Source organism: Wolbachia endosymbiont (group A) of Norellia spinipes (assembly GCF_964273535.1).
In genome coordinates this window covers 319,748-336,711 of sequence record NZ_OZ187006.1, presented here as the reverse complement: position 1 = coordinate 336,711, position 16,964 = coordinate 319,748, and the positions used below count along the sequence as shown (strand labels likewise).

Genomic DNA, 16,964 nt, shown 5'->3' with positions numbered 1-16,964 from the left:
CAAGCAACACGTCATACCGCGATTCATTCACGGTATCTCTTGGCATAGATCCCGCTAACACGTAGCGGGATGACGAGCTTATTGTCATGCTGCCGCGAACCGTCATACCGCGATTCATTCGTGGTATCTCATCCGCTAACACGTAGCAGGACGACAGCAATCCTACGTCATACCGTGATTCATTCGCGGTATCTCGGCATAGATTCCGCTAACAAGTAGCGGAATGACGAATTTTTGTTTTTCAAATTGTCGGTAAATCTAAGTCAGTTTAGCTATATGTGTTTTCCACAATGACTTATTCTTTTCACCCATTTATATTACAGTTGTATATATTAGAATAATGCTATATTAATAAATAATCTATATAATGCTATTAAATATAACACTTAAAATCTAAATCACTTTCTCTATAAAAGGAGAAATTTGCCTTAATGAAAATACATATATATTTAATATTGTTTTTATTTTTTTCTTGCACCCAACTATATGCTGACGAGGAAATTGCAAAATTTGATTTACTTATTGGCGAGATAAATGAAGCAAACCTCACTCTTAAAGGTGCAATAAAGGTTACAGTAGAACCAGGCTGGCACATATATTATAAAGATCCTGGAGATTTCGGTCTTCCCACTTCTTTTGATTGTAAGGGTAACACATTAAACATAGATATTTACTGGCCTACTCCAAAGGAACATAGAGATAAAGTAGGAAGAGAGATATTTATCAGTAACGTATATAAGGATATGGTATTATTTCCCTTTAAGATGAATGTGTTTTCAAATCAAGGGTATATTGACCTTAACTTTCATATAAATTATGCGATATGTAAAGATAGGTGCATCCCTAAAAATGTTGAGATAAAAACCAGGCAACCACTAAAGGATTTTATAGATTCTGATATCAATAAACTTATAAATGAGTGGTATGAAAAATAGGGTTCTCATGGGGTAGGTGTCATTCCAGTGCGTGACACTGGAATCTCATTTACTTTTTTGTTCACTATGTGAGGAACTTGGGCCTACAAGTATATAAACATAATGGTTTCGCATAAAAAATTTAGATCCCAGTGTCACGCACTGGGATGACAAGAAAAGGTTTCTAGAATGACGGAAACGAAGTCATACATAGAAAATAGGTTAGGTATTCTCAATTTTTGTTGTATACTTAAATAAAAATCTCACTTTTACAGATGGATACAGTAAAGTTTGTTTTATTACTGCCAACAATATTACTCATGCTAGTTGCTGGTGTTTACCTATCGGTTAAACTAAAATGGCTACAGATATTTAGATTGCCGTACGCCCTTTCACTCATTGGAGTTAAAAGAGGGGAAAATAAATTTTCTTCTATAGCCGCCCTGTTTACAATCTTAGGGGGAAATTTAGGAGTAGGAAACATTTCAGGAACTGCTGTTGCTCTAAAAACCGGAGGACCGGGCTCTATTTTATGGATCGCAATAATTATTGTTATCACTTCTGTGATAAAATATGTCACTTGTTATCTAAGTATAAAAACCAGAAAGGAAAAGAACGGACGGTTTATAGGTGGCCCTGTAGCCTATATGGCTGATGCATTTAATTCTAGAAAAGCTACAATTGTGTTTCTGGTTGTTATGATGATGGTTTCAATAACAGCTGGTAACCTTGTTCAGGTAAATTCTCTATCAATACCACTTAACATGATAGATGTGCCTGTAGTCATTGGTGGCATTGTAATGGCCATAATATTTTTTGTTGTTGCAGTTCTCAGCTTAAAAAAAATTAAAATTTTTATATCGGCTATGATACCGATAATGACGGTAAGTTACCTCACACTTTGCGGTATCATATTATTTAAGTTTAGTGAAAATATCCCTCCTTCTCTAAAATTAATAACAAGCAATTTTTTGACAGCTAGTAGCTTTAACTCTGGTTTATCTCTAGGTTTGATTTTAGAAATGTTGACTATTATTCAAGTCGGAACTTTGCGAGGTATTTTTGCAACAGATATAGGGCTTGGCCTCGAAGGAATCGTACATTCTTCAATTGTTCCTAAGAAAAATAATAATAAATTTATTATTGAGCAGAGTCTAATTACAATAATATCGCCTTTTATAGTTGCATTTATAGTGTTTATTACAACAATGGTACTGCTTGTCACAGATTCTTGGGTCACTGATTTAGAGAGTACTAACATGTGCATATTTGCTTTTAGAAAAGCTATGAATTGGCCCTATATTGACTATTTAATTATGGCCATAATGTTTTGTTTTGCCTTTACTACTATTTTTACTTGGTTTTTTTGCTCAAAACAGACAATACGCTATGTGTCTATGGATAATAAATACACTAAAATCTGGATTGTAATTTTTACCATGATCATTCCGCTTGGTGCAATAGGTAAAGTCCGATTGCTATGGGATGTCGCTGATATCTCGATTGCTGCTTTGTTATTTATCAACATACTCGCTATACTCAAGCTAACTTCTCAAGATCCAGAAGTGTTTACTGTGAGCAACAGATATTTAAAATTAGGCGCCAACTAAAAGTTGCCATCTGAGTAACAACACAACCTTCCTTAATAAAAATTCAACCAATGCTCGTGATAATTATATTAGCTAGTATTAGCTAGAACTAAAGGCAGAGGGTTATTAGTGAGGGGGTATATGAATACTAACAATATACAACAAAAACACATTTATAATGAGCGCGTTCAAGAATTTTTTCCTTTATTTGATGAAATAAAAAAGGAAGACGACCTAATTTATAATGTTAGAGTTGATTTTAACACAGTAAAGTTTTTAACAGAACACGCCGACTGGAATTGGGACGAAGATGAAAACAAAAATAAAGCATGTGGAGTTATTCTTCAGGAATGCAACAAGACAGCTAGACAAGAGCTTGAAGATAAAGCTAAAGAAGAGTTGAATAAATATATTACTAGTGCTAATAACATTAATGATGATGTTGAAGATAAAAAAGTTTCAATATACGGTAATCATGCCAGTATTACACTGGAGGATAACAAGAAAGAGTTCAAAATCAGCGAATTTTTAAACAGTGATTTTTGTCAGAAGAATGGAATCTCGGGATTTTCAACGTTGCATAGTGATGGAAAGAGCGGAATGCATGGTTTTGTTGCCGAGGAAGGAGGGAAAAAAATAAGACATTATGTCGTAACCGATGGTTCATATGAGATGACTCTGAAATGGTATGCGAAAGGGGAAGAATGCAAGATCAAAATTAAGATTGATGCTAACGGTGTAGACCTTGTTAAAGGTGATGATTTTTCTCTAGAACGGTTAGAAGCGAATCAAGATGTAAAAATAGGTGGTTTATTCTTGCATGAAATAAAATTCAGGGAAAAAGGAAAAGTGAATGAGGTGCAACATGACGGAAAAGACAATCAAGCCCTTAACAAATCATCTGAAATCGCAATAAAAAGTAACAGTAGAGATATTGAGCAAGAGGTCAAAAAACCTGTTCAAAAACACCAAGCTACTCATATGAATCGAGAAATTGGGTCTCAGACCCCTTCGCTGCCACCACTTAGAACTACACCTGAAAAAGATGTTTTCAATGAGCAAGGGAGTGGAAGCCAAAAACCAGATAGAAGTGAGCAAACACCTAATAATCAGCAACAACCTAAAACCCAGCAACAAGAAGGAAATAGCAAAGGCGATCTATTACAAGACATCAGAAATTTCAAGAGAAACAGCTTACGGCGCACTGGTGTTGTTGATGGTAGCGGAGCATCAATGGAAGGAGGCAGGAAAAATGAATCAACGTCTTCTATATTAGAAACATTAAAGGACAAAGTTCCTTACTTGCCTTATTTAAATATACATGAACATGACAGTGATAACCGTGGTGCCAGTGATGCTGAGTGGGAAGAAAGTAAACAGCCACTTTCTGTTCCAAAACCCAATAGCAAAAGTGACTCGGGCTATTCACCTCAAATTCATGCTCAACCTCAAGTAGATCCTGAGCAGCCAAAGAGGAGCTTAGAGAACATTGAACAAAGTGACCAAACTCCACCTGAAAATCTTCTTAAAGAAATCAGAGATAGATCACAGCAAGATAATAGAGGATTAAGGCAAGTTGATCCTACTGATAAACTGTCACAAGATAAAGAAGATGGGTTGCTAAAAGACAGTTCAACAGATGCAAAAACAAACGATTCGGGCTATTCATCTCCAACTCATGCCAATCATGGACAATCTCAAGTAAATCCTGGACAGTTAAAAGCGAGCCTAATGAATGTTGAACAAAGAGATGACACTCTACTTACGGAATTTATCAGTAAGTTGGATAAAGAAACTCAGAAGTTCCCACTAAAACCGGTGGATCAAAAAGGAATTAGTGAACAAACCAAAGAACATTTATTAGCAGCAGGATTGTTAAAAGACAGTTCAACAGACATAAAAACAGTGGCAGAACAAGAAAACAATGACACTAATTCAATTGTAGATAAAAATAGTAATCTATATAAATTACTAGAGAAAGATGAAGCACAACTGAAAATTGGAGTAATAGAAGAAGAAAGAAAAGATACTTTAACGGAACACACTGATAGTTATGATCGCAATAGAATTGCATTAGGTAACAGAAATAAAAGGCCACTGGATTGGACTAAACGTATTGCTGAGTCACAACAAGAAAAAGATACCAATAAAGGTATTTCAATATAAATTGAGGTTAGGGAATGTTCAAAAAAGCATACGCGTCAAGTTAAGGCCCAATATAGCACCATTCTGATACAATGTTGAACATTTCTTTTTGCATTTTGAATTCTATGGTATTTTGTTTAACATTGAAGCAAGAGTCCAGGCACTGCCTTTGTGTTTGAGGCAAAACCGGCTATAACACTTAACACACTGCCTTTGCAAACAAATGTTCGTACAGCTATATGCTGCACACTAGAATAACAGAAAGCAGAAACCTTACTTAATTGGTTTAAAGTGATTAGCACCCCTTCCCTTTTGAAGAAAAACACTCAACTATAGGAGAAATAATATATTCATTCACTTTTTTAGCAGCAAATGATGTAGCTATGATTGCAAATATCCCTGCAATTGGCGCTATGGCTCCTATTGCCGCACCTGTTAAAGCTGCAGAGCCTATTCCAAGCATTGCACCAGGAAAAATAGCAGTTGCGGCTGCAGCAAGGCCAACTCCAATTGCAGCGCTTGCAACGCATAAAACGGCCATATTGAAAAGATCTTTCTTGGAGCATTCTCCTTCGCATATATCACATGCAGTCAATAATATTACAGGAACGTCAGCAATAATTCCAACTATAACCAAAGGTGACAAAGCTGTGAAACTCAATCCCAAACCTGTAAGTGCACCTATTACTGATGCTACACCTAAAAGTATTAAATCTCCTTTATCCATACAACCTCCCTAATTAATTGATATATTACCATTTGTTCATATTTCTGTAAAGCAGAAAATTTTAGTGGGGCGAGCGACCAGGATCGAACTGGCGACATTCAGTACCACAAACTGACGCTCTACCAACTGAGCTACGCCCGCCAAGATATAAAATATCTAACATACGAGCGCAAATAGTCAATTGATTATTTAACTCTCCTTTTGTAGAGGGTTTTAAGTTTAGCCAATAAATATTTTCATTGATACTTTTACTATTATAGTTAATTGTATTGATACTAATGAAGTAGTGGTATGTTTAAAAGTATTTTCACATTTAGTTTTTTTACGGCTATTTCAAGGATCTCAGGGTTAATAAGAGATGTATTGATTGCTACGGTTATTGGTGCAAACTCTCTTGCAGACATATTTTTTTCTTCGTTTCGTTTTGCCAATCTATTTCGCGCATTTTTTGCAGAGGGAGCATTTACCACGTCCTTTATAACGTTATATTCAATAGAATCACACGATGATAAAAAGGCATTTAATTTTGCAAGTAGTGTAATATCCATTACGTTTATTATCTTAGTAATTTTTTGCCTTATCATGCAAACTTTCTCCCCTTATATGATTCAAATTTTTGCTCCTGGATTTGACCAAAGTAAGTTTACCCTTACTGTTACTTTATCAAGAATTATGATGCCCTACATAATCTTTGTTTCAATTGCATCACTTATTGGTGGAATGCTGCAAGTAAAGCAGCATTTTGCTTCAACAGCTATTGCACCAATCGTTTTGAATCTCTGTTTAATCATCAGTTTGTTTGTGCCTTACATAAAAACTCCAGCGCACAACCTTTCTATAGCTGTCCTTATAGGAGGAATTTTCCAGCTACTTTTGATACTATTTAGTGCATACAAGTTAAAGGCAGCTTTTTCTTTTAGCCTTGAATTAAGCAATGAAGTAAGGTTGTTTTTTAAGCGTGTGATACCTGCAATTATCAACAATTGTGTAACTCAAATAAGTGTATGGATTGACACAATCATGGCGAGTTTTATACCAAATGCGGTGTCCTATATATATTATGCCGATAGACTAAATCAACTACCGCAGGGAATAATCGGTACTGCAATCGGTACAGTGCTTCTTCCTTTAATTTCAAAACAGGTAAATAATACTGAAAATATAGTCAAAATACAGAACAAGGCTCTCAACATAGGATTAATGTTAATTATGCCAACAACTGCTGCCTTTATTATTATTCCCGACATAATTTTACTTACGCTTTTTTCTTACGGCCGGTTTGATCATTATGCAGTGCAGCAAACTGCTCCCACGTTAATAGCATTTTCTCTTTCTTTACCTGCATTTATTATAAATAAAGTATTGCTACCCACGTTTTTTGCTAAAGGCAATCTAAAAATACCAACTATGTTCTCACTAATGTGCCTTGGAATTAATGTAGTGCTAAACCTTTTGTTAATGAACGAGTATCAGCACACGGGGATTGCTATCGCTACTTCCGTTTCCACTTGGATAAACTCCATTCTATTAATTAGTTATTTAACAATAAATAAAATATATAAGGTTAGCCAAGCGTTATTGTTAAATATCATGAAAATTTTTGTAGCAACGGTAGTCATGTCAATAGCCCTTTATATTTTTAATTCTTTGTTGGCAGGATTATTTTTTGATAAAATATTGGCTCGTATTGTTTATTTAACGACTTTAATAGCTTTGAGTGTTATTGTTTATTTTGGTATTCTCTATTTAATGTTTAGAGGAAATTTGAATAATTTGAAATATGTATAAACTAGATCTTTTGCTAAAGGAACAGCAAACGGTGTCATCCCAGTGCTTGACACTGGGATCCAGATATAAAAATATTTGCAAATTATGCAATAGACAACAGATTCTAGGAGCATACGCTGAAATAATGCCCATGATGAAAATAAGATGGATCCCAGTGTCAAGCACTGGGATGACAGGAGTGGGTGCTGGGATGACAAAGATAGACATTGAGATGACAAAGGTAGGAAATAGAGTAACTCCATTGCAATTAAGAGGCATATTATGAAGCTCTCAATATACGCCATATTATCAATCTCGCTGCTATTAATTCTCATGCACGTTGCTGCAACTTTTAAGGATTGGAGTGGCTACAGGAAATATATCATAAAAGAGTTGGAGAGAACGTATGATGCTAAAGTGCATATTGGAGGGAAAGTTGAAGTTTCACTCATTACTCCAAAGCTCACTATTCATAATGTATATATACAATACAACGAAAATAAAGAGCAAAAGCTATCAGATTTAATTAGTGTAAGAAAAATTGAAATAAGGCCATCGTTCCTATCGTTGCTTTTATTCTCGTTGCAACCAAAGTCAATCACATTGTTTGGCATGAAAAGCAATAAAGAAAATTTAATTAATATTATAAATACAAAAGCCAGTGGTAACACAGTCGATATAGTAATAAAAGACAGCCAAGTAAGTTTTAAGAATGATTTCGCTAATTATAGCAGCATTGTTAATATAAAGGAAGTTGCTGTAAAAAAAAATAGGCAATTCTCCGGTAAAGTAAAGGTAGGTGATAATAATTACGATTTTTCAGGAAAGGTTGATATCACAAAAAAGAATGTACACATTAGTGTTGAATCAAATTTTGTAAATTTGCTATTTACAGGTAATAGAAATCAAGAAGAACTCCAGGGTAATTTAACATTAACAATTAATAACAGTTCCGGTTCTGTGGGTGATTTAGCAAAAATCATTAATCTTAGCTTTCTCTCTTGTGTTATTCCTAGCGAAAATATCAAGATATCATCCAATATAAGTCTTAATGAAAGTGAGTTTACGGCAACTGACTTAAAAATTGATTCCAAAAGCATGCAAGCCAGCGGTACAATACAAAATGATAGAAAAAGCGATCACACTAATTTCAATATTAGCTTCAGTAAAGTTGACTTAGATTCCATACAAGACAATTCACAAAAAACAACGAATATAAAAGACCTTCTGGAATGTTTTAGAGCAGTTGTGCCAAAGAACTTGAGCTTAAATTTTAATATGGAAGCTTCTAACATTCAATATCAAAACAAAATATTGGACAATTTCCGTGCTGTACTAAAATCCACTGATGGCAAAGTAAAAGTTAATACGCTTCTTAAATTTCCTGGAATCAATAATATATCTTACTTATCAGGAGAGATCTCAAACAATAATGTCCTATCTGAATTCAACGGTGATTTGTTAGTAGAAGGAAATAATTTTGAGTCATTCATTTCATGTTTTTTTCCTTCTATAAAGATGAAAGAAAACCAGAAAAATCAATTTACACTAAGTTCTAAACTGCACCTTGCACCAAGAATATTATCTATCTCAGACATTAGACTGCTAAATAATAAGGAATCCTTGCAAGGGTCAATTAGAGTAAGCCACACAAAAAAACGCAGTGTGGTTGATGGTAAATTTAGCATGCATAATCTTGATGCAGATAAATATGATCATTCATTATTTAGCAGTTTATCTAAAATGCAACGGCTGAAAAATTTTCAGTATGATGCAAATATAAAGGCCAGTGTTAATAACCTTACATTGAATGATACGAAAATTAAAAATTTGGATTTTTTGCTGAAAATGGAAAAAGGTAAGCTAGTTGCAGATAAAATAAAACTATCTGGAGAAGATTTCGATATTACCGGCAATGCAAAAATATTAGTAGATCAAAAATACGCCAAACCTTTATTAGATGTGAACCTTACGGGCAATAAATTTAATGGAAATATCTTTAAATTACCAAATTTAGTAGAGGTAAAAAGAAATTCAAGAAATGAGATAGATCAAATTCAATGTTCAACAAAGCAGCTTGATTTTTTGGATGACAAAGAAGGCTTTGATGCAAATGTGCAAATCAATACTGCAGAATTTAAAACCGAGCAGAATGTTTTGAAAGATTTTAATTTGGATGCGGTAATGAGAAACAACGTTATCACTATCAGGCAGGCAAGTTACGTATTAGAACACGGGCAAGTGTTTTTTCAGGGTTATTTAAGATCAGACTCAATGAATACAAGATTTTCTATTGTAAATTTGGACACTAAAAAGATTGGTAAGGTTATAGGAATTGACAATGTAAATGGTCAGATAAGCTTAAGTGGTGCAATCAAAACTCAAGGAAAAAGTTTTCATGATTGGGCTAATAGCTTATCAGGAGATGTAAACTTACAAGCGCAGGGAATAGAAGTTACTAATGTAGATTTCAATTCATTTATCGCTAATTTGTTAAGCAGTAAGAATAAGTCTGAAATTTCCACATTTGCTTATGTTGATATATATAATGGCAGTACATTTTTTGAAAATATTAGCGGAAAAGCAAGTATTAAGAGTGGTATATGTTCAACTAGTTTACAATTCGGGATTGATCAAGCATCAGGGTCGATCTCTTCTAATTTAACCTTATCTAACTTCGCTTTAGCTTCTATATTCAGGTTCTTTTTCATACCACCAAACTATAGTAATCCAATCTATATCGATATGCATTTGGATGGCCCTATTTGGCGTCCTAAGATGAGTTTTGATGTAGACCAAATCTTCATCGCTCTGGTTGGCAAGAGGAATAGTTAATTTACTAACATCTGTTTATAAGAGTCATATGTGCTTGACACCTGGTTAATATTAGGTTAATATATTGATATGAGCGTTAAGTTGTAGGTAAAAAAAAATGTTTAGTATGTTTTCGAATCTTTTTGGCAAAAATTCTAATAATTCAAGTGTTATTGGAAGTGATGTAGAAGTTAGCCCTATAAAAGAAACAGTGACTCCTGTAGATATTGATGAGGGTTTTGAAGAGATTGATCTTGCAGAAATTGATGAGAAAGAATTTTTTGAATGTGCAGCAACACAAGAAGAACTAAATTCGTTGCTTGAATCTGAATCACAAGGTAAAACTATTTCTTATGCCCTTAAGCCATTGCTTTATACTGCAAAATATGGAGCTAAAGCGCTATCAGCAACAACGGTAGTTGTATCGTACGCCTTAAATGGGGCTTCATATGGTATAGCTGGTATATCTTATATTCCTCATGGTGCATCAAAAGTGCTTAAAAAATGCAAAGGATAAGATAAAAACACAGTAGGGTATAAAATTACCACTTCTTCTCAGAACTTACTAGATTTTACGTCAGGTGCTATATATACTGTGTCATATGTACCATATGATGCTGGAGTAGTTTTAAATGGAGTGTCTGGTATAGCGAATCAATTAGATTCCTCTTTATCTCCTAAAAAAATAGAGCAGATCTGCACTAAATCAGATTTGTTTGTAGACAACTTATCCAGTAAATTAAAGGGAATAAAAATAGAGAATTTTTCACAAGCTCTAGCGGTAGCTTGTTAGGCGTGTACGGTTTAGGAGACAATAAACTCATCTGAACGGATATCTTCAAGCATATCTGTTCAATGGTGCGGTAGAAAATGGTTGCGCAGACAAAGTTGCTATAGCTAGTGCAACCCTACGTCACACCGCCGCGGCGCTAACATGTAGCAGAATGACGAACCCTCGGTAAACCCAAAACTATAGGATAAAATAGACTAAATATGGTGTAATTTAGCTGATTTTTTTAATATTTTACAAAGTACAAAGCAAAAACTTAAACTCTTTTAAGTTGTCTTTTAGCCGCACAACTGAACGAATCAAACTTAACCTAACTCATCACCACCTGGCAGTGGTGGCAAGCCAAATGCTTCCCTTTTTTCATTGAGTGTCATAAAGCTTGCGTTTTCTACGTATTTCCACAACTTTTGCCTCTTTTCCATGAGAATTTCTATTGCATCTTTGTCGTACGACAAGCACAGATCCTCGCCAAATTTTGGTGTTAGCCAAGAATTCAGGTGACAGATAATATTTTCTAGCGTTGGTAAAACCGTCTGTTCCCAGAGGGATAAGCGTGCTTCGACTAAATTGCTATAAGTGTTATCACCTGGTATGCCAAGCAACTGCGGTGGGACGCCAAAAGCCAGGGCAATATCACGAGCTGAACTGTGTTTGGACTCAATAAAATCCATATCCCTTGGTGATAAGCTCATTTCCTTCCACTCCAAGCCTCCTTCAAGCAATATCGGTCTTCCAGCATTGACAGAACCTGAATAATGATCATTTATTTGCTCTTTTAAGCGTTGGTACTGCTCTTGACTTAAACTTCCACCACTCCCGTCCTTCGCTGATTTCACAACTATTGCACCACTTGGTCTTGCCCCATTTTGCAACATCGCTTGATTCCAAGCACCCGCCTGATTATGCTGATCTATACTGTATGCAGCTGCCTCAATTGGTGATAATCCATACCAATCATTCAAATGGTTAAAGGTCTTTAGGTGCAACACTGCTGAACGTCCGGTTAGTTTATCAACTTTAAAGTCATAACCGTTGTTATTTATGGTATAACGATAGATATAAGGAACGTTATTTCTCCCTGGAACAATTTCAACCCTATCAGGGCGCAGAAGATAAAGCTCTGTTGGTGGTTTTCTATTGTTCTGCGACTCAACCATCAATATATAAGAATTGCCGTTAACTAACCGATAAGTTACAATCCCCTCAATAAATTCCGATTTTGATGTCATTGGATTAGGAGAATAAAGTAATTTCAGTAATGGATGGGCTTTTAGTTGCGATTTTCCCTGTTCAGTAAGCTGGCAGAGAGTAAAAGGTACCGAAGATGCAGCACTTGCAATCATATTAATTGCTCGAAAGGCAATAACATTTTTTATGTAACCTTCCTCAGCAAAACTTACATAATCACGCTTACTCCAACTTGGTTCCATCATTAGCTGCAAAGCAGAATATTCACTGCTTTTCTTTCTTTGAAAAATGTTGAAATTCATATGTGCCTCCTAAAAAATTGAATTTGTGGTAGAATTATATCAATTGGTGTCACAGGAAGGATATACTAACGTACGAACATTATGTTTGAGAGCAATCTCTACACAGTAGTTAAATGGCAGGCACAATAAGGGGTAGCAAAAAGAATGAGCTTTTTTTTTGAGCTGAGCGAAGCCACCTAAGGTAGAAAATGAATCAGGAAGGAGTAAAAATATATTTAATGTTTATATGATGTACTTACTTATAAATATCTTTTCTGTGTCCTATCTCTGTGATAACCACTTCATATTTTATAATATTTACGGAATAGATAACGCGATAATCACCTACCCTTAATCTTCTTTGTCCTTTAAATCTGTAATATAATGGCTCACCAAGGTTAATGGGATCAATTGTAAGGCGCTTATTTATCGCATTTATGATCCTTAATCTTATTGTTTTTGGAAGAGCTGGAAGGTCTTTCTCAAGAACGCTTTCTATGAAGATAATATTGTATTCCAGTCTACATCCTCACTTCTAATTTTCTTTACACCTGAAACATTACGTTTAGCAGCACGCTCAATTAGTATTTTATCTTCCTCATTTTCAATTGCTTCTTGTATTAGCTTCTCTGTTAGTTCTTTAATGGACTTATTTCTTATTTTAGCTAGTCCAGCAAGACACTCTGAAATTTCGTTGTTGAAAGTTATGCTAAATTTTGAGTTTGCCATATATTTTACCTAAAATCTACTAATAATTATACAACATTTTTCTGAATTTTTTAATAAAAAAAGTTGCCTATACGTAAAGAGGACCTGTGTTGACAAACAATTAAACATTTGTCATGTACTATGTTTGTTAAGGAGAAATAGCACAGAAGTTAGTATTAAGTATATTAGGAATAAGAAAGGCTGCGCTCAGTGTCACACACTGGAATGACAAGAAGAGGGCACTTGGATGACAGGAAAAGAATGCATTGCTGTACTAAAAAGAAAAGAAATTGAACATGACAGAATGGCTAATATCTAATCAGCTTATTGATTATAACTGTGCCGTAAAATCTATGGAAGAAAAAATTCAACAAATTTACAATAATTCAGCAGACGAATTGGTATGGCTACTCCAGCACCCTCCACTTTATACTGCAGGAATCAGTGCAACAGATGATGATATTGTTGAAAAACTATTTCCTATATATAAAACAGGAAGGGGTGGTAAACACACATATCATGGTCCAGGACAGCGCATCATATATTTAATGTTAAACCTTAAAAAAAGAAATAAATGTGACATAAAGCTATATATTAGAGACCTAAGTAAGTGGATAATAAATGTTTTAAAGCAATTTAATATACTTGGAGAATTTAAAGAGGATAGAATAGGTGTTTGGGTGAATAACAATGGAGTAGAAAAAAAAATTGCAGCTTTTGGTATTCGCTTAAGAAAATGGGTAACTTATCATGGCATAGCGCTTAACGTCTTTCCAGATCTCTCTCACTATAAGGGTATTATTCCTTGTGGACTGCAAGGTTATGGCGTCACATCAATGGAAGAACTAGGAGTGAAAGTTCCACTCTCTGAATTGGATGATATACTAAAAAAAGAGTTTTATAAGATATTTTAATGATCATTTACCTTTTATATTTTATTTTCACTTTATGTGCTAACACAGGTATTCATGCAATCGACCGAGTTGATATTATTGCTCCTTCTTCCAAGGGAAAAGAATCAGATCTGACTACTATAAAAGAATATGTAGAAGCTTCGGATTTTAATCCCCATATTTCGGAAAAAATATATAGTAATGACAATCCATTTTATTCCAACTCTGATGAATTCAGAGCAAATGATTTGGTTAGTGCACTAACTAATGATAGTAAAATAATTTGGTGTATCAGAGGAGGAGAAGGGGCTTCTCGGTTAATTCCCTATCTAGAAAAGTTACCCAATGATAAAAAAGAAAGGATCGCTCAAAACAAAAAAATCCTCATAGGCTATAGCGATATAACTGCCTTGCACATCTATCTACAAGCTAAATATGATTGGCAAACTCTTCACGGCACCATGTTGGAAATGATAGTAAATAGCTCCGTTTCTGAAAGCTCTGTTGAAAAATTGAAAGAGTTAATTCTTAACAAGCGGGATTCTATCAGATTTGATAACCTAAAGATGATAAACAATGGCATTAGACTAAAAGATGGCAGATTAGAGTCTAAAGTCATCGGTGGTAATATGACTTTAGTTGAAAATAGTATAGGAACCGCTTGGCAAATAAATGCGAAAGGTAAAATTCTATTTTTAGAGGACATAAGAGTTTACCCATACGCAATAGAGCGCAGTTTAGATCACCTAAAACAAGCTCACATTTTTGATGGAGTGCATGCAGTAATCTTTGGGGATTTCGTTAACTGTTATAATGATAATCTTGTTGAAGTTGTAAAAGAAAGGCTTGCAAAAAGTGTTAACTTTCCTGTATTTACAATGAAAGGGGTAGGCCATGGACATACAAATGACCCTTTACCTCTTAACACTCACGCTATTATTAGCGTTCAAGACGAAAAAGAAGGTTTGTTTTTTATGGATGTGCAGAATGTTAGCTAATCTTATAGCTAATGCGAGCTCTACGTCATGCCGCCACGGTATCTCTTAGCCGCTAACACGTACTTAACCGTCATACCGCGATTCATTCGCGGTATCTCTAGATCCCGCTAACACGTAGCGGGATGACGAGTTATTATACCGCCGCGAACCGTCATGCCGCCGCGGTATCTCTTAGCCGCTAACACGTAGCGGGATACTTAACCGTCATACCGCGATTCATTCGCGGTATCTCTAGATCCCGCTAACACGTACTTAACCGTCATACTGCCGCGGCGCTAACAACTGTACGAACGTTGTAGTTTGGGCCACCAGTGGGGTGTCATCCATAAGTGTTGAAAGTGCTATAAGTGGCATTATATAAGGTGGTTAACGGCATAAATTTCAATGGTAATAAAATAAATTAAAAAAGCGCCTTTTTGCCTGTGGTTAGAAGGTTTAAGCGAATTTTCGACGTGGTTTATCTGCTTTCCCAACAACGAAGGTTGATATCAAGAGGAGATTTACATACCATTAATCACCTTGTGTGATTGCACTTTCAACACTTATGGGTGTCATCCCAGTGCCCAGACACTGGGATCCAGCTTCTATGCAACTTAATTAAAAACGTTTGTTTTAGCGTAAGACAACTACCTTTAGCTCATCAGCTCAGTTATAAGCAAAATTTCTGGATCCCAGTGTCTGGGCACTGGGATGACACCATTTGCTGTGCAATTTACCTTCAAAAACGAATGTTCGTACAGCTATGAGTGAGATCAAAGAATTGCAGAATTAAGTGTGAATGGTTACAGAGTAATTTCAAAGTGCATTTGCAGTTGGACTGGCTGAATGGATATACTTAATGAAAGTCCCATTTCACGGTGTTCAAATCTACTCCTTCTTGTACCATCTCGCAAAGTGGGCTCATTTCTCTCAGTCGGCCAATATTTTTAGCAACAAGATCTGCTGCGTACAAAACTTCTTCTTTAGTTGTAAATCGGCCTAGGCCAAATCTAATTGATGAATGCTCAAGGTCGTGGCCATTATTTAGCGACCGTATGACATAGGAAGGCTCAAGAGACGCAGACGTGCACGCAGAACCAGAACTTACTGCTAAATCCTTGATTGCCATGATGAGAGACTCACCCTCAACATAGGGAAAGCTCAAGTTTAGGTTGCCAGGAATTCTATTTTCATAATCACCATTTAAAACGATATCAGGAAATGCTTCTTTTATCTTATTGTACAAAATATCTCTCAGTCCTTCCAATTTGCTTGCTTCTGTTTCCATTTCTTCTTTAGCGATACGTGCCGCTTCACCAAAACCAACTGCAAGAGGTGTTGGAACTGTTCCAGAACGCATACCTCTTTCTTGTCCACCACCACTAATCAATGGTATCAGCCTAACACGAGGATTCTTTCTACGGACATATAATGCGCCTATTCCCATAGGTCCATAAATTTTGTGGCTAGAGAGACTCATAAGATCAATGCACATCTCATTAACATCAATTGGAACTTTTCCAAAGCTTTGAGCTGCATCTGTATGGAAAAATATATTATGCTTTCTGCATATTTTACCAATCTCCTTTACAGGCTGAATTACTCCGATTTCATTATTTACCATCATCACTGAAACCAGGATTGTTTTATCAGTAATTGCTTCCTCAAGCTTTGATAAATCTATAATTCCGTTTTGCTTAACAGGCAAATATGTAACTTTAAAGCCTTCATTTTCCAGATGCCGACAAGAATCCAGAACACACTTATGCTCCGTGCAGACAGTTATTATATGATTTCCTTTATTTTTGTAAAAGTGAGCAATGCCCTTGATTGCTGTATTATTTGACTCAGTTGCACCTGAGGTAAAGATAATTTCTTTGCTATCTGCGTTCACCAGATCAGCGATGTGTTTCCTTGCTTTTTCCACTGCTTCTTCAGCAGTCCAACCAAATGAATGGCTGCGAGAGTGTGCATTACTGAACTCACCAAAATAAGGTATCATTACCTCCAAAACACGGGGATCCACTTTAGTAGTAGATTGATAATCAAGAAATATTGGTAATTTTATTTTAGTATCATGTATTTTCTTATTTTCAACATTCATAAAGCTACCACAGGGACAAAATTTACAACTATTTAATAGCACTAAAACTTAATTTTTTCAAGGTATA

16 protein-coding genes and 1 tRNA gene are annotated in these 16,964 nt (G+C 35.4%); 11 read left to right on the top strand and 6 right to left on the bottom strand.

Translation table 11 applies throughout. The annotated features are described in order from the left end of the window. The first annotated feature begins 431 nt into the window (after positions 1-431). The 3 genes from ACFZP3_RS01705 to ACFZP3_RS01695 all read left to right on the top strand — a co-directional run bounded on the left by ACFZP3_RS01705 (position 432) and on the right by ACFZP3_RS01695 (position 4,669). A complete protein-coding gene (locus ACFZP3_RS01705; RefSeq protein ID WP_253309646.1) occupies positions 432-935 on the top strand; it encodes a protein-disulfide reductase DsbD domain-containing protein in 504 nt (167 codons plus the stop codon). Positions 936-1,189: 254 nt separating this feature from the next. Beyond that, positions 1,190-2,524, top strand: a complete 1,335-nt coding sequence (locus ACFZP3_RS01700; RefSeq protein ID WP_386086730.1) for an alanine:cation symporter family protein — start codon at positions 1,190-1,192, stop codon at positions 2,522-2,524. Between the two features lie 120 nt (positions 2,525-2,644). Beyond that, complete coding sequence (locus ACFZP3_RS01695) at positions 2,645-4,669, top strand: hypothetical protein (RefSeq protein ID WP_386086729.1); 2,025 nt, start codon at positions 2,645-2,647, stop codon at positions 4,667-4,669. A gap of 274 nt (positions 4,670-4,943) precedes the next feature. On the opposite strand, the gene ACFZP3_RS01690 is transcribed toward ACFZP3_RS01695, so the two are convergent. Both ACFZP3_RS01690 and ACFZP3_RS01685 read right to left on the bottom strand, forming a co-directional pair. Further along, positions 4,944-5,375, bottom strand: a complete 432-nt coding sequence (locus ACFZP3_RS01690) for a hypothetical protein (RefSeq protein ID WP_386086728.1) — start codon at positions 5,373-5,375, stop codon at positions 4,944-4,946. A 65-nt stretch (positions 5,376-5,440) separates the two neighbouring features. After that, positions 5,441-5,516: transfer RNA gene (locus ACFZP3_RS01685), tRNA-His, on the bottom strand. 150 nt (positions 5,517-5,666) lie between these two features. Between ACFZP3_RS01685 and murJ the strand changes: the two genes are divergently transcribed. The 5 genes from murJ (at position 5,667) to ACFZP3_RS01660 (ending at position 10,749) form a co-directional block, all read left to right on the top strand. After that, positions 5,667-7,163, top strand: a complete 1,497-nt coding sequence (gene murJ / locus ACFZP3_RS01680) for a murein biosynthesis integral membrane protein MurJ (RefSeq protein WP_386086727.1) — start codon at positions 5,667-5,669, stop codon at positions 7,161-7,163. Continuing rightward, positions 7,156-7,428, top strand: coding sequence for a hypothetical protein (locus ACFZP3_RS01675; protein ID WP_253309641.1), 273 nt, complete (start codon positions 7,156-7,158; stop codon positions 7,426-7,428). The genes murJ and ACFZP3_RS01675 overlap by 8 nt, the downstream gene beginning before the upstream one ends. Next, entirely contained in the window at positions 7,425-9,977 is a 2,553-nt protein-coding gene (locus ACFZP3_RS01670; RefSeq protein ID WP_386086726.1) for an AsmA-like C-terminal region-containing protein, read from the top strand. The genes ACFZP3_RS01675 and ACFZP3_RS01670 overlap by 4 nt, the downstream gene beginning before the upstream one ends. Positions 9,978-10,074: 97 nt before the next feature. Continuing rightward, positions 10,075-10,473 (top strand): hypothetical protein, encoded by a 399-nt coding sequence (locus tag ACFZP3_RS01665; RefSeq protein ID WP_386086725.1) that lies wholly within the window; start codon positions 10,075-10,077, stop codon positions 10,471-10,473. A gap of 78 nt (positions 10,474-10,551) precedes the next feature. Next, on the top strand, positions 10,552-10,749 hold the full coding sequence (locus ACFZP3_RS01660; RefSeq protein WP_386086724.1) for a hypothetical protein: 198 nt from the start codon (positions 10,552-10,554) through the stop codon (positions 10,747-10,749). Positions 10,750-11,051: 302 nt separating this feature from the next. Here ACFZP3_RS01660 and ACFZP3_RS01655 read toward each other — a convergent pair whose 3' ends face one another. The 3 genes from ACFZP3_RS01655 to ACFZP3_RS01645 all read right to left on the bottom strand — a co-directional run bounded on the left by ACFZP3_RS01655 (position 11,052) and on the right by ACFZP3_RS01645 (position 12,944). Next, positions 11,052-12,236, bottom strand: a complete 1,185-nt coding sequence (locus tag ACFZP3_RS01655; protein WP_386086723.1) for a phage portal protein — start codon at positions 12,234-12,236, stop codon at positions 11,052-11,054. A 235-nt stretch (positions 12,237-12,471) separates the two neighbouring features. After that, positions 12,472-12,714, bottom strand: coding sequence for a type II toxin-antitoxin system RelE family toxin (locus ACFZP3_RS01650; RefSeq protein ID WP_264688493.1), 243 nt, complete (start codon positions 12,712-12,714; stop codon positions 12,472-12,474). Next, entirely contained in the window at positions 12,711-12,944 is a 234-nt protein-coding gene (locus ACFZP3_RS01645) for a DUF6290 family protein (RefSeq protein ID WP_010081986.1), read from the bottom strand. The genes ACFZP3_RS01650 and ACFZP3_RS01645 overlap by 4 nt, the downstream gene beginning before the upstream one ends. A 275-nt stretch (positions 12,945-13,219) precedes the next feature. Between ACFZP3_RS01645 and lipB the strand changes: the two genes are divergently transcribed. The 3 genes from lipB (at position 13,220) to ACFZP3_RS01630 (ending at position 15,560) form a co-directional block, all read left to right on the top strand. Then, positions 13,220-13,837 (top strand): lipoyl(octanoyl) transferase LipB, encoded by a 618-nt coding sequence (gene lipB, locus ACFZP3_RS01640; protein ID WP_253309637.1) that lies wholly within the window; start codon positions 13,220-13,222, stop codon positions 13,835-13,837. Continuing rightward, the gene (locus tag ACFZP3_RS01635) at positions 13,837-14,814 is read left to right on the top strand and encodes an LD-carboxypeptidase (protein WP_253309636.1); all 978 of its coding nucleotides are present in this window, start codon (positions 13,837-13,839) and stop codon (positions 14,812-14,814) included. Before lipB ends, ACFZP3_RS01635 begins: the two co-directional genes overlap by 1 nt. Before the next feature lie 527 nt (positions 14,815-15,341). Beyond that, the gene (locus ACFZP3_RS01630) at positions 15,342-15,560 is read left to right on the top strand and encodes a hypothetical protein (RefSeq protein WP_265017528.1); all 219 of its coding nucleotides are present in this window, start codon (positions 15,342-15,344) and stop codon (positions 15,558-15,560) included. Between the two features lie 89 nt (positions 15,561-15,649). Here the strand turns inward: ACFZP3_RS01630 and ACFZP3_RS01625 are convergent, their stop codons facing one another. Then, entirely contained in the window at positions 15,650-16,897 is a 1,248-nt protein-coding gene (locus ACFZP3_RS01625) for an IscS subfamily cysteine desulfurase (protein ID WP_386086722.1), read from the bottom strand. Positions 16,898-16,964: the final 67 nt, after the last annotated feature.

Excerpts from the sequence above, each read along its gene's own strand:
- ACFZP3_RS01705 (WP_253309646.1), top strand. The coding sequence starts at position 432 with ATGAAAATACATATATATTTAATATTGTTTTTATTTTTTTCTTGCACC.
- ACFZP3_RS01700 (WP_386086730.1), top strand. The coding sequence starts at position 1,190 with ATGGATACAGTAAAGTTTGTTTTATTACTGCCAACAATATTACTCATG.
- ACFZP3_RS01695 (WP_386086729.1), top strand. The coding sequence starts at position 2,645 with ATGAATACTAACAATATACAACAAAAACACATTTATAATGAGCGCGTT.
- ACFZP3_RS01690 (WP_386086728.1), bottom strand. The coding sequence starts at position 5,375 with ATGGATAAAGGAGATTTAATACTTTTAGGTGTAGCATCAGTAATAGGT.
- murJ (WP_386086727.1), top strand. The coding sequence starts at position 5,667 with ATGTTTAAAAGTATTTTCACATTTAGTTTTTTTACGGCTATTTCAAGG.
- ACFZP3_RS01675 (WP_253309641.1), top strand. The coding sequence starts at position 7,156 with ATGTATAAACTAGATCTTTTGCTAAAGGAACAGCAAACGGTGTCATCC.
- ACFZP3_RS01670 (WP_386086726.1), top strand. The coding sequence starts at position 7,425 with ATGAAGCTCTCAATATACGCCATATTATCAATCTCGCTGCTATTAATT.
- ACFZP3_RS01665 (WP_386086725.1), top strand. The coding sequence starts at position 10,075 with ATGTTTAGTATGTTTTCGAATCTTTTTGGCAAAAATTCTAATAATTCA.
- ACFZP3_RS01655 (WP_386086723.1), bottom strand. The coding sequence starts at position 12,236 with ATGAATTTCAACATTTTTCAAAGAAAGAAAAGCAGTGAATATTCTGCT.
- ACFZP3_RS01645 (WP_010081986.1), bottom strand. The coding sequence starts at position 12,944 with ATGGCAAACTCAAAATTTAGCATAACTTTCAACAACGAAATTTCAGAG.
- lipB (WP_253309637.1), top strand. The coding sequence starts at position 13,220 with ATGACAGAATGGCTAATATCTAATCAGCTTATTGATTATAACTGTGCC.
- ACFZP3_RS01635 (WP_253309636.1), top strand. The coding sequence starts at position 13,837 with ATGATCATTTACCTTTTATATTTTATTTTCACTTTATGTGCTAACACA.
- ACFZP3_RS01625 (WP_386086722.1), bottom strand. The coding sequence starts at position 16,897 with ATGAATGTTGAAAATAAGAAAATACATGATACTAAAATAAAATTACCA.